The 22,783-nt window shown below is 71.9% G+C and carries 13 protein-coding genes; 8 read left to right on the forward strand and 5 right to left on the reverse strand.

The features are described 5' to 3' along the window. Nucleotides 1–2 precede the first annotated feature (2 nt). Nucleotides 3–1,322: a tetratricopeptide repeat protein gene (locus DI276_RS22985; protein WP_157984883.1), complete on the forward strand. Its 1,320-nt coding sequence runs from the start codon at nt 3–5 to the stop codon at nt 1,320–1,322. Nucleotides 1,323–1,331: 9 nt separating this feature from the next. Here DI276_RS22985 and mycP read toward each other — a convergent pair whose 3' ends face one another. The 4 genes from mycP to DI276_RS23005 form a co-directional block, all read right to left on the reverse strand. After that, nucleotides 1,332–2,528, reverse strand: coding sequence for a type VII secretion-associated serine protease mycosin (mycP, locus tag DI276_RS22990; protein ID WP_112266639.1), 1,197 nt, complete (start codon nt 2,526–2,528; stop codon nt 1,332–1,334). Then, nucleotides 2,525–4,780, reverse strand: a complete 2,256-nt coding sequence (locus DI276_RS22995; RefSeq protein WP_157984884.1) for a hypothetical protein — start codon at nt 4,778–4,780, stop codon at nt 2,525–2,527. The genes mycP and DI276_RS22995 overlap by 4 nt, the downstream gene beginning before the upstream one ends. Before the next feature lie 157 nt (nt 4,781–4,937). Then, nucleotides 4,938–7,343 carry a helix-turn-helix transcriptional regulator gene (locus tag DI276_RS23000; protein ID WP_112266643.1) on the reverse strand — a complete coding sequence of 802 codons (2,406 nt, stop codon included), beginning with the start codon at nt 7,341–7,343 and terminating at the stop codon, nt 4,938–4,940. Nucleotides 7,344–7,405: 62 nt separating this feature from the next. Further along, nucleotides 7,406–9,811: a right-handed parallel beta-helix repeat-containing protein gene (locus DI276_RS23005; protein WP_112266645.1), complete on the reverse strand. Its 2,406-nt coding sequence runs from the start codon at nt 9,809–9,811 to the stop codon at nt 7,406–7,408. 195 nt (nt 9,812–10,006) lie between these two features. Between DI276_RS23005 and DI276_RS23010 the strand changes: the two genes are divergently transcribed. Further along, nucleotides 10,007–12,643, forward strand: a complete 2,637-nt coding sequence (locus DI276_RS23010) for a helix-turn-helix transcriptional regulator (RefSeq protein ID WP_157984885.1) — start codon at nt 10,007–10,009, stop codon at nt 12,641–12,643. Here the strand turns inward: DI276_RS23010 and DI276_RS23015 are convergent, their stop codons facing one another. Continuing rightward, nucleotides 12,644–15,274: a helix-turn-helix transcriptional regulator gene (locus tag DI276_RS23015; RefSeq protein WP_112266649.1), complete on the reverse strand. Its 2,631-nt coding sequence runs from the start codon at nt 15,272–15,274 to the stop codon at nt 12,644–12,646. 249 nt (nt 15,275–15,523) lie between these two features. On the opposite strand from DI276_RS23015, the gene DI276_RS23020 reads away from it, so the two are divergent. From DI276_RS23020 to DI276_RS51170, 6 genes are all read left to right on the forward strand, one after another. After that, nucleotides 15,524–17,344: a hypothetical protein gene (locus DI276_RS23020; RefSeq protein ID WP_232836851.1), complete on the forward strand. Its 1,821-nt coding sequence runs from the start codon at nt 15,524–15,526 to the stop codon at nt 17,342–17,344. Between the two features lie 394 nt (nt 17,345–17,738). After that, entirely contained in the window at nt 17,739–18,116 is a 378-nt protein-coding gene (locus DI276_RS23025; RefSeq protein ID WP_112266651.1) for a hypothetical protein, read from the forward strand. Nucleotides 18,117–18,165: 49 nt separating this feature from the next. Next, nucleotides 18,166–19,749: a PPE domain-containing protein gene (locus DI276_RS23030; RefSeq protein ID WP_112266653.1), complete on the forward strand. Its 1,584-nt coding sequence runs from the start codon at nt 18,166–18,168 to the stop codon at nt 19,747–19,749. Further along, nucleotides 19,746–20,507 carry an ESX secretion-associated protein EspG gene (locus tag DI276_RS23035; protein WP_112266655.1) on the forward strand — a complete coding sequence of 254 codons (762 nt, stop codon included), beginning with the start codon at nt 19,746–19,748 and terminating at the stop codon, nt 20,505–20,507. Before DI276_RS23030 ends, DI276_RS23035 begins: the two co-directional genes overlap by 4 nt. Before the next feature lie 40 nt (nt 20,508–20,547). Beyond that, nucleotides 20,548–21,066: a YbaB/EbfC family nucleoid-associated protein gene (locus DI276_RS23040; protein ID WP_112266656.1), complete on the forward strand. Its 519-nt coding sequence runs from the start codon at nt 20,548–20,550 to the stop codon at nt 21,064–21,066. Nucleotides 21,067–21,114: 48 nt separating this feature from the next. Then, nucleotides 21,115–22,782, forward strand: a complete 1,668-nt coding sequence (locus DI276_RS51170; RefSeq protein WP_198680833.1) for a hypothetical protein — start codon at nt 21,115–21,117, stop codon at nt 22,780–22,782. The last annotated feature ends 1 nt before the right edge of the window (nt 22,783 follow it).

The following is a 22,783-nucleotide window of genomic DNA, read 5'->3' on the forward strand; positions in this document are numbered from 1 at the left end:
ACATGCGCGAGGAACTGCGGGCACGGATCAAACTGGCCATCGGCCACCGGGACAACAGTGAGACCTCGGCTGCGGTCGCCGAGCTGGAAGAGGTCGTGGCGCGCGGCACCGCGGAGTTCGGACCCGACGACCCGGTGGTGCTGGAGGCCGGTCATCAACTCGCACTCTCGTACGCGAACGCGGCGGACTTCACCGCCCAACGCATGGGCCCCGCGCTCACCCTGATGGAACAGGTCGCCGGCGCTCGGGAACGGGTGCTCGGCCCCGCTCACCCTGACACCCTCGCCACCTGGGGAAGTCTTGGGGCGCTTTACATGTGGGCTCCCGCAGGCCACGAGTTCGTGGAAGGACTGGCAGAACGCGTGCGCGACGGCTGGGAACAGGTGGTCGCCCAGCGCATCGCGACGATCGGCGCGGACGAGCCGGAGACGCAGTTCGCCAGAATGCAACTGTCCCGCTGCTACGGCGACGGCCCGGAAGCCGAGCGGATCTGCGGGGAGATCAGCGCGTCGTTCGGACGCCTCGCCGCCGACCGCACGCGCCGCCTCGGCCCCGTTCACCCGGACACCGCCGACGCTCGCGCGCGCTACGCCGACACGGTGCCCAAGGAGCAGCGGATGACGTTGCTGCGCGAGCTCGTCCTCGATCACGAACTCCTGCTCGGCCCGCGTGATCCCCAGACGCTGCACTGGCAGAGGAACATCGTGCTCGAGTACGTCGGTGGCGCTCACGACGTGCCCGGCGCCATCGCGTTGGCCGAACGCGTCCTCGGCACCGCCCACGACGTGCTGGGCGAGGAGCACGAGGACTACCGCAGTCTGGTGAGCTCCCTCAGGTATGCCGAAGACCTCCTCGATCTCGGGTACGGCCGGTCGTTCCGCCAGGACGCCGTCGACCACTACGCCGGGCTGCTGCCCGAGAACGCAGACTTCTGTCTCACCGCCGTGCGCGGCCTGACCGCGGCAGAGGCGTTGCGGCGCTTCGAAGTTGCTTCCGTCGCGGAGGAGGTGGACGGCTGGATCTTCCTGGCAGGGCCGGCCTGGCCGAGCCCCGAGGCGCTGACCCGGCTGACGGAGAACAAGCTCGTGGCGTCGGCGTGCTGGAACGCGGCCGGTGAGAGCGCGATCTCGCTCGCGCGCGGAACCCGGCTCGAAACGTTCGACCTCGTCACCAGAGTCGGGAGAGGCCGCAACACCAGGCTCATGCCGTACCTGGAGGACCTGGACTTCACCGACCCGGACCGCAGACGAGCCGAGGCGCTCGCCTTCGTGGAACGCGTGTCGGACGTGCGGCTCACCCGGCTGCCCGGTTGGACTTCGTGACAGCTGCCGTCACGACTTCTCGGCCACCTCGATGCGACGCGCGGGTCGCCAGCGCCGCCTCATGCCGATCGGCACCAGCCGCGCACCAAGACCCACCAGGGCCGCCACGAGCACCACACCCAGCACGCTGAGCGCGACGACCACGCCGCTGGTCCGGTCCTCGACCGGCGCCGACGGCAGCTGGGCGTTGGGAAACACCGCTGTGGTCGCCACACCGGCGCTGCCTTCCTCCGGCAACAGCGCGGAGACCGCGGCGGACGGGTTCACGACACCCCACCCGAGGGCGGCGTCGGGAACGTTCGCCGGCGGCCGGTCCGCGGTGGCCTCCAGCCGGCGCTTCACCTGCGCGGCGGTGAGGTTCGGGTGGTAGGCGCGCACGAGTGCGGCGACCCCTGCCACGAACGGCGCCGCGTAGCTCGTGCCGCTGGCTTCCCACTGGCCGGGGCCGCCGGGACCGATGCTGGACACGTCCACCCCTGGCGCGGCGAGGTCCAGGTAGTCGCCGGTGTCCGAAAAGGACGCCGGCCTACCCGAGGAGTCGATGGCTCCCACCGCGACGACGCCGTCGAACGCAGCCGGGTACGGGGTCGGGTTGCCCTGCTGGGCGCTGTTGCCCGCGGACGCCACGACCAGCACGTCGCGCGACGCCGCGTAGGCCACCGCCGCTTCGAGCTCGCCGTCCTTCGCCGGGGTGCTGGCAGACACGTTCACGACTCTGGCGCCACCGTCCACCGCCGCCCTGACGCCCTTGGCGAGGGTGGCGGCGGAGGTGTCGGTGGCCTGGTCGGCAACGCGGATCGGCAGGATCGTGACGTCCGGCGCCACCCCGGCGAACATCGTGTCCTTCGCGGGTGCGGCGCCGATGATCCCGGCGACGAACGTGCCGTGGCCGAAACAGTCGGTGTCCGCGGGGCGGTCACCGGGGTTGCGCACGTCCCGTCCCGGCAGCACCCGTCCGGCGAGTTGCTGCGCTTTGCCGTCGGCGCCGGTGTCCACGACGCCGACGGTCACGCCGGCGCCGCGGGTGAGCGACCAGGTTCGTTGCGGGGCAAGCAGTTGCTGCGCCCAGGGCACGGTGTCAGCGCTCGCCTGCGGTGGTGGCAGGCACTGCTGGGTGATCGGGATCTTCGGCACCGGGGCGGCCAGGGCGGGCTGGGGAACGGCGACCAGCGCGGCGACCGCGGCCGCTGCGGACAGGCGGTTCACTTGTCCGCCTCGAGTGGAGTCGTCAGCCGTGCCAACGCATCCGGTTCCTCGATCAGCCGCAGGTCCGCGGTCTGACGTTCCCGCCACGCACGTTCCAGCCGTGGCAACACCGTCCGGTCCCGTTCCAGTGCTTCGGGCGACTGCGGGTCCTCGTCGGGCAACAGCTCACGGGAGAGCATGGACGGACCCCCGTCGCCGGTTTTCGTGGCCAGCACCTTGAAGCGGCGGCCCACCGGGAAGACGACCTCGTCGAACGTCCTGCCCATCACCAGTTCGGACGTGCGGCGCGCAGCGACCGGCCAGATCAGGTGGTCGATGCGTGCCGAGCCGGTGGTCACGTCCAGATGCAGGCTCGCGCTGAGGAAGCCCGGTTCGGTCAGGACGGTGCCCTCGGCGTGCTCGGTGTTCTCCTGGCGCAGCACGACTTTGCGGTGTGTCGGCAACCGGCGCAGGCCCGACACGAGGCACGGCAGATACCCGTCGAACGGCTCGCGTCCCTCGGCCAGCGCGTCGGCCAGTGCCGTCGCGCCGCCTTCGCCTCGGCCCAGGTACAGGCACACGGCGACGAGGTCCGCCTTCGCCTCCGGCTTCAGCATCGGCCACGCCGACAGCGCCACGTTCACCGCGGCCAGCGCCTCGGTGTACAAGGCTCCGGCGCTGGTCGCCAGGCGGGCCTGCTCGGCGGGAGTGCTGGGACGGTCGGCCAGGTCGACGGGTTCGCGCGGTTTCGCCGAGGTGACCGGTTCGGGCTCGGGTTCTGCTTGCGGCGCAACGGGTTCTGGCTTCGGTTCTGGTTTCGGTTCCGGCTGCGTCGCGACCGGGCCCGACACGGTGGCGACCGGTGACGCGGTCACCACGACCGGAACGTGCACCGGCTTCGCCACCACGATCCGCTGGGTCCGGCTGGAGTCCTCGCTTTCCTGGCGCGGCGGTGCCTGCAACGTGGCGCCAACGGAACGCACGTGCGCACCGAGCGCGGCCAGCTCCGCCGGCTCCGCGGTCCCCAGCACGCGGACCTGCGCGGTGCGGCACTGGTGCGGCGCGAGCCCGCCGAGCAGTTCGCGGACAGCGGCCAGTTCGGCCTCGGTGACCGGCTGGCCCTCGCCGCCGATCGCGAGCGTCCACGACGGCGAGTCGAGCCGCGTGGTGAAGACCGGCTGCTCGGCGTCCGAGTGCACGTGCAGCCCGCCGGGCAGCACCTCGGCGAGCAGCGAGGAACTGCGATCGCCGGCCCGCCGGTAGCAGCGGGACCCGTGCTTCTCCCAGCCCGGCGGCGCGGGGGCGATGTCCACGACCTCCGGCGCCGCGGCACCGGCCCGGTGCCGCAGCATCGCGGCCAGCGGCACGAGCACCTCCTGCCCCTGTGGCCCGAGCACGACCGTGCGCACCACACCGGCGCGGTTGATGGTCTCCAGACCGGCGGTGAGCATGACGTCCTCGCCGAGCAGCTCGGCGAGCTCCGCCGCCCACTCCGGCGCGACCGCCGAAGCCGACACGGGCACGACCAGCAACGCCCGCCGCAGCGGCTCCGGCACGTGCCCGAGGATCTCCGCCACCGCCTTCGCCGGCACGTCGACGCCCGGCTGCCCGACGATCAGCTTCGGGATGCGCGCGTGCATCGGCACGCGGAACACCGGACTCATGTGGCCGGGCGCGGGCAACCCGGCGGGCCGAACCGCCAGCCCGGCCGGAACTGTCGCCGTGACCAGACCCGCCGCCGTGACCGGCCCGCGCGGCAACTGGTGCTCCCACGCCGGCACGGGAAACCGGCACCCGACCACATCGCCCTGCCCACGCGGCCCGAAGCGACGCCAGCCGGTGCCACCCTCGGCGCGGTTGACGTAGAGCCCGGCGCCGACCGTCGTGGTGAGCGGGCCGTCCGGGGCGATGACGTCGATGTCGAAGTCCACCGCCAGCCCGTGCATCCACGGCCCGCACATGCCGTCCGTGTCACCGAGATCCGGCACCGCGAGCCAAACCGCCTGCAACCCGGCGCCGCCAGGAGTCGACCGCAGCTGCGCCAGCCAGTCCCGCACCACGCCGGACAGGCTGGGATGGCGGTGCGCGGTGGCCGACACCAGCACGAGGACGTTGCCGGGCACCCACGGAATGGTGCCGAGCACGTCGGCGGCACCGGGCAACTCGTCCCTGCGCCGGATCAACGTGTGCGGCCCGCGCCACTCGACGACGAGATCCCCGCCCCGCTCGCGAGGTCGGGGCGGCGGCGGAGCTCCGGTGGCCGGTGCTGCCAAAACGCCCTCCTGGTTCGTGGGCCTCTTCCCCCAGCAACCCGCATCGTCACAGCCGGCCGGACGCGACACAGCGGGACAGGCCGGGGTCACCTGATCCGCGGGGATATCCCTCACGTGCCGCGTGAACGAGCGCTCGACGAGCACGGCGCGGTGGCGCCTACCCGTGCACAGCGGCGGCCCCCACTGCCACCAGCCTGCCTTCGAGGCTCGCCGTGGCGAGGTCGAGGCGGGACCGGCAGCCGGTGCGCACGAACAGCCGGGTGAGGTAGTTCTCCACGGTCTTCTCGCTCATCCGGACCGTCGTCGCGATCTGCCGGTTGGTCCTGCCCTGGCCGACGAGGGCGATGATCCGCAGTTCGACGGCGGAGAAGTTGTCGCGAGCGGCGCGGGCGCGGGGCAGGGTCAGGCCCACCTTGCGCATCGTCTCCTTGATGTGCAGGTCCATTCCGCTCGCACCGAGTTTCCTGGCGAACTCCAGTGCCTCGCCGTACCAGGGTGCCGGGTCGTCGCTCAGAGCGGCCACCGCCAGGCACGCGCGCATCAGGTCGGCCGCGTTGCCGGTGCGGCGCAACAGGGCCACGGCGGCGACCAGAAGCGCGGAGTCCCGTTCGGACAGTCCGCGCAGGAGCATCTCGGCCGTGCGCAGGTCCGCCGAGCCGAAGTGCCCGCACCACCGCTTCGCCTCGGCGGCCGCGCGGGCCAGGCCGTCGGCGTTGCCCCGCGCTTCCTCCAGCAGGCCCAGGCGCAGCAGCAGGCACGCCAGACCGATGCCCTCGCCACGCTCGGCCGCCTGGGCGTACCCGGCCCAGCCGCGCCCGGCGCAGCGAGTCACGCCGAGGTCCGCCCAGGCCCACAGCGCCGGGAACGGGCGGGGCCCGGTCAGGGCGAGCCACTGCGCGGCGCGGCGCAGGTCGCCGGTCGACGCGTGGACCTCGGCGGTCAGCAGCCGTGCCACGTGGTGCATCGCGGTGGGGGCTCTGCTGAGCTCCAAGCGGCGCGCATGAGTAACGACCTGGGACCACTCGCCGGCGGCGTAGTCGCGCAGCAGCTGGCGATAGGTGGCGATCGGGCCGGTCTCGGGTACGCCGTAGCCGGGCACCTGCCGCAGCATCGCCACGACGTCGTACGGGCCGTCGACGGCGTCGAACGACTCGGCCACACCGAACGCGGCCGCCACCGAAGCGGGAGACACCGGCGAGTCGAACCAGCGCACGGCGAACTGCAACGCCGAACAAGTGTCACCCGAAAGTGCCTCAAACACGTTGGCGGGCAACGGCTGTCCGGTGTGGACGGACGCCAACGCGGCCGCGACGGCGAGCTCGTGCCGACAGCACCGCGGAACACCCAGCGCAACCTCGGTCGAGACGACCTCGGCCAGCTCCGAGTATTGCGCCGTGCGCACCAGCAGTTGCAGCACGGTTCGCAGCAGCCGCACGCGGTCCACGACAGGGGCGTGCCGAAGCGCGGCGCGGAACCACTGCGCGGCCAGCGGCGGGTCCGCTCGCAGGATGCGGGTCGCCTCCCGTTCCAGCAGCGACGCCAGCGCCGGATCCGGAGGCAGTGCGGCGCCCGCCAACGCGATGAGGTCCGGCCGCAACAACTGCCGTGCCATCACCCGGTAGTCCGCACCGCGCGTCAGTGCGGCCGCCAACGCAGGACACGGCACGCTCAGCTGGCCGTTGTCATCGCACGCCAGCGCGCCGATGGCGACGAGCCGGTCCACCACCTCACCGCCGTCGTGCCCGGAGGCGTCCAGAACGTCGTCCACCCCGAGGCCGGTGCGAGCCGCCAGCACGACGATCCGCACGGCCGTCTCACCAAGCCCGGTGACCTCGAGAACGAGCGTGTGGTCTGCAGGCAACGCGATCGCGGACGGATCGCGCAGGCACAAGTGGCCGAGCACATCGATGAACGCGTTCGACCGCAACAGCGCCCCGAACGTGGCGAGCACCGTGCCGGGGTTGCCCGCCAAAGGACCGAGCGCGGTACGCACCGCCGGCAGCACCGACGAGTCCAACGGCAGCGGCGCGACAGGGGCGAGCAGATCCGCGACCAGCGCCGGGAGGTCGAGCACGAGATCCGCGAGCGACACCAGCGGCGTGTCCGAGCAACAGGTGACGACGACCGTGCATCCCGCACGACGCGCCGCGGCAACAGCACGGACCGGATCAGCAGCGGTGTCCACGTCGTCGACGAACACCGCGACCGGCCGAGTGGCGCGCAACCGAGCGAACAGGCGCACCAACTCCGCGAAAGCGCCGTCCGGAGAGCCGCACGTCATCCGGCCGAGCGCTGCCAAGGGACCCGCGAGGTCGGCACCGTCGAACTCGTTGCAGGACTCGCGCACCAGCCGCACGACCGCCTGGGTGCCGAAGACGTCCCAGCCCGGGGACACTGAAAAAGACGGGGACAGCACGGTGATGCCGCGGTCCTCCCACAGCCGGCGCAGTTCGTGGAGGAATGCGGTCTTGCCGATGCCGCGTGGGCCGCGCACGACCAGCACGGACGGCACGCCCGCGAACCTCTCCAGAGCCGCCAGCTCCGCGGCACGTCCCAGGAACACCAGCCCTCCCCCGCACTACTCCATTCGGCGCAGTCATGGTAGGGCAGGACGGCGCTGCCAGCTCAGACCATCGATTCGGTGAAGTCCTCGGCGAGCAGCAGCGTCATGTCGGAGGACGTCACCCGGTCGGCCATGGCGAGCCTGGTCGCCTGGTGGTCCGCCATCACCTCGAACACCTTGCGCGCCGTGCGACCGTTGCCGAACGTGCCGTCCTTCGGGATGCGCTCGAAGTAGTCGTGCAGCACCTGCGCCGCCACCTCGTCGAGCCGGTAGTCGTGCCGGCGGCAGTGCAGGCCGACGATGGTCACCAGTTCGGCCGGCGTGTAGTTCTCGAACTCGACGGTGCGGCTGAAGCGCGACTCCAGACCGGGGTTGGCCTGCAGGAACTCGCTCATCTGCTGCGAGTAGCCCGCCGCGATGACGACCACGTCCTCGCGGTGGTCCTCCATCAGCTTCAGCAACGTGTCGATCGCCTCGCGGCCGAAGTCGGGGCCGGTGCCGCCGCCCTGGCCCGCGCTCAGGGTGTACGCCTCGTCGATGAACAGCACGCCACCGAGCGCGGTGTTGAACACCTCGGTGGTCTTGATCGCCGTGCCGCCGATGATCTGCGCGACGAGGTCCGCGCGCGCGACCTCCACGAGGTGACCGGAGCGCAGCACGCCGAGGTCGGCGAGGATCGCACCGTAGAGCCGCGCCACGGTGGTCTTGCCGGTGCCCGGCGCGCCCGCGAAGACCAGATGCCTCGCCATAGGTGGCGCCGAGAGACCCGCCTCCTGCCGCCGCTTGGCCATGAGGTTGAGGTTCACCAGCGAGTTGACCTCGCGCTTGACGCCTTCGAGGCCCACCAACGAGTTCAGCTCGCCGATGGGCTCGCCCGGCGGGCGCAGATCCACCGAAGCCGGTGCGGCGGGAGCGGATCCGGTCGCCGTTGCGGCCGCCGAGCCGTGGGCGTCGCGAACGGCGTTGCCCGTACTGCGCAGGTCGGTCACGACCAGCTCACTGCTCGGCCTGGCCTGCCGCAGCCCGGAACCGCTGTTGTCGCGGACCAGGCACTGGACGACCCGGATCCGGTCCTCGCTGTGCACGCTGATGCCGTCACCGGCGTTCGCGGTGAACTCCGACTCCTCCAGCACCCCCGTCGCGCCCGCGTCGAACAGGCAGCCGCTGGCCTTGCTGTCCCGCACCCGGCACCGCAGCGCGGTGAGCTCTCCGCCGTCACCGACGTGCAGCCCGTCCCGCCCCGCCTCGGCGATCTCGCAGTCGGACAGGGCCAGCGCCGCTGCCCGCACCAGCACCCCGCCCTCCGCGGTGCCGCGGATGCTCGCCCCGGTCACGGAGGTGCGGGCCGCACCCGTCACCGAGATCCCGTGCTTGCCGGCCCGCTCGATCTCGATGTTCTCGAACCGCCCGCGGGCGCCGTCGGTCACGTCGATCGCGGCGCCGTCGCACCCCAGCACCCGCAGGCCGCGGAAGAACGGGTCGGCCGCGCCGTCCACGCGCACACCCGCCCCGGAGCACGACGAGACCGCGGCGCGGACGAACTCCGTGGTGCACCGCTCCCCGACGGCGATGCCGACGCCGTTGACGTCGCCCGCCCCGCACTCCTCCAGCGTGCCGGCGGCCCGGCCGGTCAGGAGGTAGCCGTAGTCGCGGGTGCGCTCGACCCGGAACCGCCGCAGCACCGGTGCGCAGCCGGCGGTCACCAAGACGCCCTCGGCACCCGCGCCGCTGACGGAGCTGTCCTCGACCAGGACGCTGCCCGACGTGGCGAGGTAGAAGCCGATCCCCCTGGCGTCGCTGACGGTGACCCGCGTGGCCACCGCCGCCGCGTGCTGCTCGACCGCGATCGCCGGCTTGGCGGTGCGGGTGATGGTCGTGTCGGTGACGGTGATCCGGCCGTGGCCGTTGAGGCAGATGCCGTTGCCACCGGCGTCGCGCACCCCGCAGGCGCGCATGACGAGCTCGCCGTGCTCGGCGATCACCACGCCCGACGTGCCGGCCTCCGCCAGGCGGCACGAGTCGAGCAGGTTGCCTCCCGACGAAGTCACCACGACCCCGGCGCCGGCCGGGTTGCGCACCTCGCAGCCCCGCATCAGGATCGTGCCGCGGCCGGTCGCGTACACGGCGGACCAGGCAGCGGCGCCGATCTGGCACTCGGTGAAGCTCAGCTGGCCGTCGGTCACCACCACGGCGGGGCTCTCCGGGTCCTGCGACTCGACGATCAACCCGGACAGCGCGCCGGAGTCGGCGGCCAGCACGACCGCGGGCCCGGACGCCGAGACCACCCGCACCGTGCCGGGACCGTCCTCAGCGGTGATGGTGACGGCCCTGGTCAGCACCAGCGTCTCGCTGTACTGGCCGGTGCGCACCAGGATCACCGCACCGTCGGCGGCGGACATCAACGCGTCCGAGATGGTCGTGTGCCCCTGCCCCGTCGCGGGGTCGACCGTGATCACGTCCTGGGCCACCTGGATTCCTTCCCTGACCGCGACGAGGCTGTGGTCCGTTTGGCGGCACCCAGCTGATCGAACTAGTCTTGCGCAACCGCGGGCGGCCCCGTGCCGCCCTGCCGAGGCCGGAGACCAAATGAGGGAGTTCCCTCACGAGGTCGCCCAGCGGACCAGCACGACCAGTAGAACGACGAACAGAACAGAGCGGCTTCCGTGCCACCAGACCGACTTGCCGCGCCGGCCGAGGGTGCCGCCGCCCGCCTCCTGGAACAGGTGAACGGCGCTGGTCAGCCGCCGTTGACGGTCATCGCCGGCCCCGGCGGCGTGGAGTCGCGCTTCGTGGCGAACGAGATCTCCCGCGCGCTGGGCACGGGAGACCGCAGGGGCAGGGTCGTCAACCTCTCCTACAGCGAACCGGGCACGGGGTTCGACCTGGTCAGCCAGATTCCGCCGCCGCCGGCACTGCGCGCCGCACCGGGACTGCTGCTGTTCTTCAAGGACACGCACCGGCTGCCCGCCGAGGCGCTCGGCACGCTGGAATCGCTGGTCCGCCAGACGGCGAACACGGAGACGCGCTGCCTGTGCGCGATCACGCTGCCGCTGCCGCCCGAGACCAGGGACGCCTTCCTGGCGAGCTTCGACCGGCTGCGCCGCGACGGCCTGGTGCGGCTCGTGACCCTGCGCCCGGCGCCGCGGCGCGATCTGCCCGACCTGGTCACGTCGGCGATCGGCGCACTGCCGGAGACCGCGCTGAGCGAGGGGCTGTGGCTCACGACCAGGGGCTGGCCGAACGTGGTCACCACAGCGCTGCGGATCGGGCGCGACCGCGACCTGATGACCGTGGTGGACCGGCACGCCTACCTCACCGCGTGGCGCAGGCAGTTCCGCGTCGCGGCGGACGACGAGCTGCTCGCGGATGTGCGCCGGCTGGGGCCGACGGCGTGGCAGGCGGCCAAGGCGATCGCTGTGCTCGGCCCGCTCGGCGCCGCCGCGCCACGGCTGGTCGGCGCGGCGCTCGGGGTGTCCGAGCAGGAGGCGGAGGCGGAGCTCGCCGGACTCGCCCACGCCGGGGTGCTGCGGTACGCCAGTGCGAGCAGCACCTGGCGGTTCCGCGTACCTCTGGTGGCGTTGTCGCTGGAGTCCGCCGCCGGTCCGTACGAACGCCGCAGGCTCGCGCAGCTCGCGGTCACCGCGCTGTGGGAGGGCGAGGCGCGGTGCGACCTGCCGGCCTACCTGCCCGACCAGCTCGTCAACGCGGGCCGGCTGGTCGACCAGGAGCGGGCGCGCACCGAGCTGCTGGTGAGCGCGGGCCGGGCGGCGTTGCGCGAGGCGGAGCGGTCGCTGACGTGGTTGCGTGCCGCCGCGGAGCTGTCGGCTGACCGCGCAGACCGCGCGCAGATCCTCCTCACCCACGCGCGCACCTGCCTGATGTGCGGCGAGGCCGCGCAGGCGCTGGAGTCGACGGGCACCGTGCTGCGCGAGTACGCGGAGGAGATCCCGGACGACGAGATCATGAGCATCTGCCTGCTGCACCTCAACGCGTTGCACAAGGCCGGCGACCTCGCGACGCTCGAACAGGTGGCGCAGGACGCGTGGTGGCCGTGGCCGGGCGACGACGTGCAGCGGGCCGTCGGCCGAGCGTCCGCGCTGGCGCTGCTCGGCCGGTGGCGGCAGACCCACGAGCTGCTCGATCAGATCCGGCGGGAGCACGACACCACGCCGGTCGACCGGCACATCCGCGCCATCAGCCCGATCATCCGGCTGTGGCTGGGCGACGCGGCCGAGTTCGACGACGACGTCGCGGAGCTGGTCGCCAGGGCCGAGGCCGGCGAGAAACCGCACGACGAACTGCAGAGCCGCGCCAGCGCGCTGGTGACGCTCGGCGAGTCGCGCCGGGCACGGGACCTGCTCGCGCTGTCCGACCGCGTGCACATCCCGCTCGCCACCGCCTGCCGGGCGGCGCTGGCGGTGGCGGACGGCCGCGCGACCGAGGCGCTCGAGCTCACCCGCCAGAGCATCGCCACCGGTCCGCGCAGCGGCTGCGACGCCGAGCACACGATGATGTTCCACCTCGCGGCGACCGTGCAGCTGTACCGCGGCAAGCTCTCCCGCGCGCTCGCACTCCTCGCCACGGCACACGACCGCGCGCCGGTCCTCCCGCACCTGCTGGTCCTGACCGAGGCGACGCACGAACGCCTGTTCCGGCGAGATGTTGCCGCCGGGCAGGCACTGGAGGCGGCGTTGCGCCGGGCGGAGGAGACCGGCGGCATCGCGCTGACCGACCTGCTCTGGACCGCACTGGCCGACATCGCCTTCGACGCCGACCGGCGGGACCTGCTGCCCGGCTACCTCACGCGGGTGGAACAGGTCGCCGAGCGGATGGGCACCGAGCAGGCCGAGATGAACCGGCTGACCCTGCGGGCGGTCGTCCACGCGGACACCGGCGCGGCGGAGAAGGCCGTCGCACTGCTGCGCGAACGCGGCCGGCCGCTGGACCTGGTGAGCGGGCTCGAACGCCTGGTGCGCTACGAGGTGGCCCCGCCAGAGCTGCTGCTGGAGGCCTACAGCGCGGCGGGCGAGCTGGACGCGTTGATGTTCCGGACGGGGTTGCGCAACCTCATGCGCGCCCGCGGCATCTCCGTGCCGGGGCGGCAGGCCACCGTGGCGGAGAACGAACGCCTGCTGGCCGTCCTGGTCGCGGACGGCCTCGGCAACAAGCAGATCGCGACCCTGCTCGGCGCGAGCGAGAAGAGCGTCGAGGGCCGGCTCTCGCGGCTGTTCTCCCGCACCGGTTACCGGTCGCGGGTCGAGCTCGCCGCGGCGATGCTCACCGGCCGCTTCAAGGTGTGATCACGGCGAGTCCTCGGACGCCACGAGCCTGCCCTCCAGGCTGGCGGCGGCGAGGTCGAGCCGCGACCGGCAGCCCGTTCTGGCGAACAACCTGGTGAGGTAGTTCTCCACGGTCTTCTCGCTGATCCGCACCGAGGACGCGATCTGCCGGTTGGTCATGCCGTGACCGACGAGCTCGATGATCTGCAGGTCGGTCTCCGAGAACTCCTCGCGGGCGACGCGAGCCCGCGGCGGCGCGACGCCCAGCTTGCGCATCGACTCCTTGATGTGCGCGCCCATCCAGTCCTCACCGATCCGTCTGGAGATCTCCAGCGCCTCCGCGTACCAAGGTCCGGGCTCGTCGCAGAAGAAGGCCACCGTCATGCACGCCCGCATCAGCTCCGCCAGGTTGCCCTGCTCGCGCAACAGCTCGACCGCGGTCGTCGCGGCTTCGTAGTCGTGCTCGGCCAGCCCGCGCAGGATGAGCTCGGCCGCGCGCAGGCCGGAGCCGCCGAAGCGGGCGTGCCAGCGCCTGGCCTCCGCGCACAACCGAGCGAGCGGCTCCGCGTGCTCCGACCGTTCCTCCAGGAACGCGAGGCGCACCAGGAACCACCGCAGTCCCACGTTGTCGCCCTCGTCGGCCGCGTTGCAGATCTGCGGGTAGGCCGCCCAGCCCCGCGCGATGGCCTCCTCCCACTCGCCACCGCGGTACGCGATGCCGATCTCCACCCACGTTCGCATCGCCGGGAAGGGACCGTGCTCGCCGGCGAGTGCGAGCCACTGCCGGGCGCGCTTGAAGTCGCCGAGTGACGACATGACCTCCGCCGCGAGCAGCCGGGAGACCTGGTGCAGGGCCGTGTGCCACGGTCCGGTGAGCTCCAGCCGCCGCGCGTCGGTGACGACCTCGGCCCACGCGCCGTTGATGTAGTTGCGCACCAACCGGCCGTAGATCGCGATCGGGCCGGACGTCGGTTCGCCGTAGCCGGCGTCGAGCACCAGCTTGAACATCGTCGGGACGTCGTACTGGTCGTCGGCGCACTCGATCGCCTCCTCCCTGGCCGGCTCCACCCCGAAGAGGTGGTCGACGCGGAACCCGCCGAACGCGGTGACCAGGTCGCTCGCCCGCACCGGCGTCCGGCCGCGGAACCAGCGGGCGGCGAACTCCAGCGGGGCACGACTGCGCATGTCACGGGCCAGCGCGTCGTACACCGCGCACGTCACCGGGCGTCCGGTGTGGACGGCGGCGAGCGCGGCCGACGCGGCCAGCTCGTGCCGGAAGCGGTCCTCGACGCCCACGCCCACGACCTCCTCCACCACCACGCCCAGGTCGCGGTAGTGGCCCAGGCGCACCAGCAGGTGCAGGACGATCGGCACCAGCCGACCCCGTTCGGCGCTTTCGGCCGGGCAGTGCCGCAGCGCGGCGCGGTACAGGCGGGCGGCCAGCGCGGGACACGCCCGCACCGCGCGCCTGGCCTCCTGGTCCAGCATCGGCACGAGGGAGGGATCGGCGGCCAGCGCGGCACCCGCCAGTGCCACGTGGTCGGCGAGCACCGAGGACTCCGCCGTCCCCGCGCGCAGGAGGTGCGTCGCGACGACCGCGTGCAGTCGTTCCGCCTCGCCCGCAGGCCGGTTGCGGTCCAGCGTGATCACCAGCGCCCGGCAGGGCACGGTCAGCACACCCTCCCAGTCGTGCGCCAGCACCCCTGCGACGCAGAGCCGGTCCACCACCACGCCGCAGGACCCGAGGTCGTAGCCGAACGCGTCGGCGAAGTACAGCACGTCGTCGATCGTGCAGCGGGTGGCGCGCGAGACCAGCGCGACGAGCCGATCGCCGATCTCACCGGCGGCCGCCACCGCTGCGACGAGCTCGTGGTCCGGCGGCAGCGCGATCGTCTCGGGCGTCGGGTCGCCGACGCACAGGTACCCGAGCACCTCCGCGAGCCGGCGTTCCTCCTTCAGCAGGCCGAACGTGGCGAGCACGGTGCCGGGGTTGCCCGCCAGTGGACCGAGCGCCGCGCGCACCGCGGGCACCACCGCCTCGTCCAGTGGAGCGCACGCGGTCTGGTTCACCAGCAGCTCGATGTCCTGTTCCCCGAGCGGTCCCAGATCCAGCACCAGATCGGCGAGACCGCTCAACGCGACCGTGCCGGTCGTGGCGTCGTCGCGGCAGGTGGCGACGACCGTGCAGCCGGCCCGGTGCGCCGCGGCGACCGCGAGCACCGGATCCGGGGCCGTGTGCACGTCGTCGAACAGCACGGCGACCGGGCCGTCGGCGCGCAGCTGGGTGTACAGCCGGACCAGTTCCGCGAACAGGACGGCCCGCGACCGCACCGACTCGCCGTACTCCTCCTGGCACAGGCGGTCGACGGCGGCGAACGCGTTCAGCGCATGTGCTCCCGCGAGCTCGTCGTAGGACTGCCGGACCAGGTCGATCGCGGATCGCGCGCAGAACACGTCCCACGGCGGTGCGCTGCCGGCGGGCACGGACAGCACGGTGATGCCGCGCTCCTGCCACAGCCGGCCCAGCTCGTCCAGGAGTGCCGTCTTCCCGATTCCGCCGGCGCCGCGGAGCAGCAGGAGCGCCCGCGATCCCGCGTACGCGTCGAGATCACCGATCTCCGCTGTCCTGCCCACGAGAACCCTGCGCGGCATCCCAGCCTCCTCACCGTCTCCGCCTGGCCCCTGGCGGGACGCGGACTCGGGGCCGTGATGACGCGAAACGGGTCGACCCCGAAGAAGATTGCTCCGTTCAGCCCATTCCGGCGCGCCCAGGATAGGCCGGACGCAGGCAGCCCGGCAGGACCACACGGCAGTCGTGCACACCCCGTGACCTGCGGCAGCGCCACCAGGACGTTCCACCCCGTTCCACGCCTGTTCCACCGGTCTGCTTGGGTGTGCGGCGTGACGCCCGAGTCGTTGTTGGCAGCAGGCACCCGCGCGTTGACGGAGAACGGGGACCTGAGGACCAGCAGGGAGCGTTTCGCTCAGGCCTACGAGGCCGCCCAGAAGACCGGTGACGTGCACACCCTCGTCGCTGCCGCACTCGGCGCCGGCGGGGTGTGGGTGCACGAGCACCGCACCGCGGCCGAGGCGGAACTGGTGCGGTCACAGCTCAAGCACGCGCTCACGCTCGTGGAACCGAAGTCCGACATCGCGTTGCGGTTGCGGTTGCGGCTCACCGCGGAAAGCGACTACCAGGCCAACACGTGCACGAACATCCTTGCGCTGCTTGACGAAGCCCGGCAGGTCGTGGATCCGGTGGTGCGGGTCGAGGCGCTCAGCCTCGCGCATCACTGCGTGCTCGGGCCGGATCACGTGGAACTGCGCAAGGAACTGGCCGCCGAGATGATCGGCGAGAGTCTGCGCAGCGGGCGCCAGGGCGACCTGATGATGGCGTTGCTGTGGCAGGTGGTCGACCACTTCCTCGACGCCGACCCGCACGCCGTGCGCCGCCTCACCGACCTGAGGGAACGGCTCAAGCACGAGGACCACCTCGCCGTGCGGTTCGTGGTGAGCGCGATGGAGGTCATGCTCGCGATCCGCGACGGGCGCTTCGCCGAGGCCGAACAACTGGCCGGCGCGAGCGCGCAGCTCGGCGCCGAGGTCGGTGACGTGGACGCGACGGCCTGGTACGGCGCGCAGCTCAGTGCGATCCGTTGGTATCAGGGCCGCACCGCGGAGCTGTTCCCGTTGCTGGACCATCTGGTGCACTCGCCGACGCTGAGCACCGTCGACAACTCGTTCTTCGCCGCGCTCGCGGTCGCCGCCGCGCTCTCCGGTGACCGGCGCAAGGCCCACGGCGCGCTCGCGATGCTGTGCCGGGACGGGCTGCACTCGCTGCCCCGCTCCAGCACGTGGCTGGTGACCATGAGCGGGGTCGCGGATGCCGCGCACCTGCTCGACGACGTCGACGTCGCGCGCGAGGTCTACGCGATCCTGCTGCCGTTCGCGCGGCTGCCGTTGATGGCGAGTCTCGCCGTCACGTGCTTCGGCTCGGCCCAGCACCCGCTCGGGCTGGCGGCGCTGACGTTCGGCGACGTCGGCCTGGCGCTGACGCATCTCAAGGCGGCCGTGCGGGACAACCTCGCGCTCGGGCACTGGCCAGCCGTGCTGTCGTCGCGGCGCAAGTACGCCGAGGCGCTGGAACGGGCGGGCGCCGTCGCGGAAGCCCGCCGCCAGCTCGCCACGTGCGCGCAGGAGGCCGCCGAACTCGGCGTTGACACGCCTCCTGACGCGGATCTGACCGTGCGACGCGAGGGCAAGCAGTGGCTCGTCCGGCTCGGCAGCCGGAACGTCCTCGTGGACGGCGGAATCGGGATGGCCCACCTCGCCGTGCTCACCGCGAACCCGGGCAGGGAGATCGACGCGGCGGAGCTCGTGGCGGGCACCACCGCGGTGGCGGCCGAGGTCACCGGGCAGGATCAGCTCGACCTGGAAGCGTTGCGGCAGTATCGGAACAGGCTCGCCGACCTGCGCGGGCGCGAGCTGAGCGACGCCGAGCAGGCCGAGCACGACTGGCTCGCCGGGGAGATCGCGGCGGCCACCGGGCTGGGCGGCAGGACCCGGACGTTCACCGATTCCGGCGAGCGAGCCCGGATCGCCGTCGGCAAAGCGATCCGCCGCGCGGTGACGGCGCTGTCGTCGGCTGATCCGGTGATCGCCGAGCACGTGCGCGACCGCGTCCGGACGGGCCGCCGGTGCAGCTACACACCTGGACCGTGAGCGGATTTCGATTGTCCGGCAACGAAAATCGCACAATATTGGTCAGTGATGAACACCTGCACATTTGTCGTGATCGTCCGATTCGCAGATCATCGAACGCGATCGATCACCTCAAGACAAGCTTAAGAACAAGACCCAATCCGGTGTGATCTAGCGCACACACAGCCGCGTTCGACGACCGTTCGACAGCTGTGAACAAAGATCCGATGCCCGAACGGGCAGGCGATCGAGAGCGCTCCCACGACCTGGGCAAACGATCTTCCTGATCATCCGCCGTTCACCTCGGGGCCGCCCGTTTCCGTGTGCCGCAAGGACTTGTGAACAGTGGATCTCAATTGGTGACCTGCGAACCGGAATACGAGCTTTCCCCTAAAAGGTACTTGATACTGCACGCATGTACATCGTCGGTGACAAAGACGCTGTCCCGCTGCGGGACACCGTCAGCTCGGGTCAGGTGCAACTCGACCCGACCGCGGGCGAGGAGCTCCGCAAGCAGTTCCAGGCACAGATCGACCAGGTCGACTCGTGGCTCGAACGCGCCAACACCACCATCGCCCGGCCCGCACCGCTCGGCGCCAACCCGGTCGGCGACGCCATGCGCGACAAGTTCACCCAGCGGGCCGAGGGTGAGCAGTACTCGTTCGTCAACGTCATGACCGCGTACCGCACGGTCCTGGAGCAGACGAAGAACTCGATCGTCGAGGCGATCGAGAACTTCACCCGCCTCGACGAGGAAAAGCAAGCAGAGCTGAAGAAGTTCATGAACAGCTGATCCCGGCTCGGATCCAGCTGAGTCCACCGACGCGAGAGGCGAGCCGGTCATGCCCCCCGAGACCGACCCGAGCGACTTCGAGAACAAGCCGGTCCTCACGGACCCCCAGAACTGGGCGTCACGCTCGCACGCCGAGCTCTACGCCGCTGTGCACAACAACAACGACCCCGGTGCGGCCGGCCAGATCAGCTCCGACTGGAGCAAGTACGGCTCCGAGCTGACCGAGGCGGCCCGCACGATCAACGCGGTCATCACCGCGTCGGAGTCCAAGTGGACCGGCGGCGCCGCAGAGGCCGCTCGCGAGGCGATGAAGAAGCTCGGTGACTGGGTCGACGAGACCGCGCGCACCGCCGTCGAGGTCGGCAGCAAGGTGTCCGAGCAGGGCCACGTGGTGGAGAGCGCCCGCGCGCAGATGCCCGCGCCGATCGCGTTCGACTGGCACAAGGCCGCAGCCGCGCTCTCCCAGCCGGGCACGCCCGCCTTCGTGCTGGCCTCCGCCGACATCGCCGTGGCCAACGCCGCGTCGCGCGCGGCGCACGACCAGGCGGTCAACGTCATGACCGCCATGGAGAGCAACTCCCGGCAGGTCGACACGACGACGCCGACCTTCAAGCCGCCGTTCAACCCGAACACCGGCCAGGTCGAGGAGCCCCCGGTGGCGCTGCGGCGTCTGGCCGGCACGCCCACGCTGGGCACCGCCGAGGCTCTCACGTCGACGCACGCGGCGGGTGGCGCCGGCACGGCCGCTCCGCCCAGCCCCACCGGTGCGGCGGCTCCCGGCTCGGCGCAGACCAGTGGCGCCAACGCGCCCGCTGCGGCGGCCTACACGCCGTCGGCTCCCGGCTACACCGGTCCTGGCGGCGCCGCGGGTGGCGGTGCCGGCTACACGCCGCAGATGACGAACCACAACCCCGGCAACACGAGCGCGGCCGCCGCGACGTACACGCCGACGGCGCCGGGCTACACGGCGCCGGGCAACGCCGGCAACACCTACACCAGCGGTGGCGGCAGCAACTACACGCCGCAGTTCCCGACGGGTGGCACGCCGTACGCCCCCACGAGCCCGACCAGCAGCACGCCGCGACCGCTGGCGAACATCCCGAAGGTCCCCGTGGTCGGCAAGGACGTCCCGAACCCGAACTACACGCCGCAGAACCCCAACTCCCCCAAGGGTTACACGCCCACGGCACCCGGCTACACCGGTCCTGGCGGCCCCGGTGGCGGCGGCGGTGGTGGCGGTGCCGGGTCTGGCATGAAGCCCGGTGCGATGCCGAACTTCGGCGCCGCGGGCGGTGGCGCCGGTGGTTTCGGTGGCGGTGCGGGCGGCGCCGGTGGTGCCGGTGGCGGCTCGGTGCAGGCCGGCGGCTCGGCGGGCGTGCAGGGCAGGGCCGGTGCCATGCCGATGGGCATGACGGGTCCCGGTGCGGCCGCGGCGGCCGGTGCCGGCATGGGTGCCGGTGCGCCGATGGGTGGCGCTCCCGGTGCCGGTGGCCGGGGCGAGGAGGACAAGGAACACCGTTCCGCCAGCTACATCATGGGCGGCGACCTGTTCGAGGTTCCCGGCGAGCACCTGCCCCCTGCGGTCATCGGTGGCGCGAAGGTGAAGAAGCCGAAGGGAACCGACGCGTCGTGATCACCCCTGAGTTCCTGCTCTCGCCGCGCGAGTTCGACATCCTGTGGCACGAGTTGCGGCTCGGCCGGATGCCGTACCCGCTGGACGTGCCGAGCGAGGGCGCCACCGAGCAGGAACGCCGTGTCCTGCGCGACCGGACGCTCGAGGACCTGAAGGGGCGCGGCCTCGCCGGCAATCAGAGACTCGAGGACTTCCTGCGGCTGCTCGACGACCACGAGATGTCCGTGGACGCCGTCGCCGGGCTGGACCGGACCGTGCGGGCGCTGGCCGCGTCCGACGGCCGCCAGGCCGTGCTGGCGATCATCGACGACGACCGGATCGGACTGCTGGAGATCCGCGAGACCGGCCTGGCCCGCGAGATCGTCCGGGTCCTGCCGGACGGCGAGGCCGGTCCCGGCACCGCGGTGAACGTGCGGGTGGAGACGTTGCAGCAGGCCGTGGAACTGCAGGAGTCCGAAGAGGACGACGACTCCGACGACCCGTGGGGCGCGGCCGACGACGAACTGGACGACCGGCAGGCGCTGCAGCGCGCCGGCCTGTCGCCCCAGGACGCCAAGCAGTTCGGGGAGCTCGCGGCGAACCGCGTGGCGGGCGGCCAGTTCGGGGTCACCCGCGGCCGGCAGCGCTCAGGTGTCGTGATCAACTGGTTCGACACGCACCAGGGCCGTTACCTGATGGTCAACTCGGACGGCTGGCTGAGCCTCTCGCCGACCGACAACGACCGCATCGCCACCCGAATCAACTCCGTGCTCGCGTGAGAGCGCGTTCCCAGTTGAACCACCGCCGCCGGAGGACCGTGTGAATCCCGCGAACCCCTATCAGTGGGTCGAAGACTACGAGGCCAAGCTGGCCGACCTGAAGAAGAAGTCCGAGGACCTGGTCGAGAACTTCGCCGCGTCCAGCGCGACCGTGACGTCGAAGGACGGCGCGGTGACGGTGACCGTGGGTCCCAACGGCGGCCTGCAGAACCTCGTGCTCGGGCATCGCGCGCTGGAGCTCGGCGGGCCGCGGCTCACCGCGTTGATCCTGGAAACCGCGCGGCACGCCCAGAAGCAGGCCGCCGGGAAGGTTCTGGAGATCTTCGCGCCGCTCGGTGAAGGCACCGAGGCGTACCAGATGGTGTCCGACTCGATCCCGGCCGACGAGCCGGTCGAGGAGACCGACGCGTACGACGTCGACGACGAGATCGACGACGAGCCGGAACCCGCTCCGGCTCCCCCGCCGGTGAGCCGGCCCGCCGCGGCCCCGCAGCCGCCGCCCGTCCGCGGACGACGCCGCGCGGACGACGTTGACGACGATGACAACCAGCCCTGGTAAGGAACTGCGATGACCGCGCCGGAAAAACCACTCCCCTCTCCTCCTGGCATGAAGATCACGGAGGAGAACAAGCTCAAGGGCTCGTTGTTCATCGAGGCCTACGGCAGTCTGATCGACGGCATCAGCAAGGACGCCGAGTCCGAGACCGAGAAGGCGCTGGACATCACGTTCAACGCCATCGGCGCGGCGTCGGCCACGGTGATGCTCGCGGTCGACCCGCTGGGTACCCTGATCGGTGCCGGCATCGGCTGGCTGATCGAGCACGTCTCGTTCCTGCGTGACGCCCTCAACCAGGTGATGGGCGACCCGGACGAGATCAAGGCCAACGTCGACGCGAACAAGGCGAAGGCCGTCGAGCTGCGGCAGCTGGCCGAGGACCACAAGAGCGGGCTCGCCACGTTCGACGGCTGGACCGGCGCGTCGTCGGAGCGGTTCAAGGCGTCCATGGACGGGATGACCCAGGAGCTCGAGGACCTGGCCAACGCCGTCGAGAGCAAGGCCAAGATCGTCGCGATCATGGGCATGCTGGTCACCGTCCTGCGCGACATCGTGCGCGACATGATCGCCCAGTTGCTCGGCTCGCTGATCGGTGGCGCCATCGCCGCGGCCGCCGCGATGATCCCGACCTTCGGCGCCTCGATCCCGATCTTCATCGGCTTCGCGGTCGGCAAGGCGGTCGCGCTGGGCGTCAACATCGCCTCCCGCGTCGCCCGCGTCGTCGCCGCGCTGGGCCGCCAGATGAAGCGGATCGGCGACCTCGACGACATCATGGCCAAGATCAGCAAGGGCTGGAACCGGTTCGAGAACGGCGCCGACGTCGCCGAGATCGCCTACGAGGGCTACAAGGCGCAGAACGAGGTCAACAAGGCCGTCGACAAGGTCACCCCAGGCGGTGGCTCCGGCGGCTCCGGCGGCTCCGGGGGTGAGGGCACCTCCGGTACCAAGACGGCCGCGGACACGCTCGCAAAGGCCCGCGAGGGCACGGTGCAGGCGAGCCAGATGCACGCGCTCCAGGCCCCCACGGCCAGGGTGCAGGCGGAGGGCGAGCCGATGCAGGCCCTCTCGGCCACGCGGATGCACGACGCGCCTGTGCAGATGGCCCAGGCCCAGCCTCAGCACCTGGTCATGCCCCTCGAGGCCGAGGCGGTCCGGCCCGCCCACCGGTTGGAGCCCATGGAGGCGCTCCAGCCGATGCACCGCGCGGAACCGGCCGAGGCACTGCGGCCCACGCACCGTGTGGAGGCGGCCGAGGCACTGCGGCCCATGCACCGCGTGGAGCCGGTCGAGCAGTTGCAGCCGATGTACCGCTCGGAGGCCCCGCAGGCCATGCAGCGCGTGGACGCGATGCCGGCCCAGGACGCCACGATGGCCTCCGGCGTCAGCATGACCGCGGCGACGCCGTTCCAGCAGGCCGTCCAACCGCACGAGTTCTCGAACAGCGCCTTCGAGAGCACTCCCGCAGAGCCGCTGCAGGGCGCCCAGGCGTCGCACGTCTTCCAGGCGCTCGAGCCGACGCAGTCCTACGAGCGTGCCCAGCCGGTCCAGTCCTACGCGGCCTTCGAGGCACCGGCCGAGGAGGGCTACAACCCGCTCCTGGCCCAGGAAGCGCCTCGTGGGGGCGCGGCCCACGAGACCGCCGCCCAGGCCGGTGGCGCACCTGCGCAGCCGCTCCGGCAGGCCGTCACCAACGAGCGCCCCAGGCAGCCGGGGCAGTAGC

Origin of the sequence: Lentzea terrae, from assembly GCF_003265345.1 — a bacterium.
Lineage (GTDB): Bacteria > Actinomycetota > Actinomycetes > Mycobacteriales > Pseudonocardiaceae > Lentzea > Lentzea terrae.

Excerpts from the sequence above, each read along its gene's own strand:
- DI276_RS22985 (WP_157984883.1), top strand. The coding sequence starts at position 3 with ATGCGCGAGGAACTGCGGGCACGGATCAAACTGGCCATCGGCCACCGG.
- DI276_RS23015 (WP_112266649.1), bottom strand. The coding sequence starts at position 15,274 with ATGCCGCGCAGGGTTCTCGTGGGCAGGACAGCGGAGATCGGTGATCTC.
- DI276_RS23025 (WP_112266651.1), top strand. The coding sequence starts at position 17,739 with ATGTACATCGTCGGTGACAAAGACGCTGTCCCGCTGCGGGACACCGTC.
- DI276_RS23030 (WP_112266653.1), top strand. The coding sequence starts at position 18,166 with ATGCCCCCCGAGACCGACCCGAGCGACTTCGAGAACAAGCCGGTCCTC.
- DI276_RS51170 (WP_198680833.1), top strand. The coding sequence starts at position 21,115 with ATGAAGATCACGGAGGAGAACAAGCTCAAGGGCTCGTTGTTCATCGAG.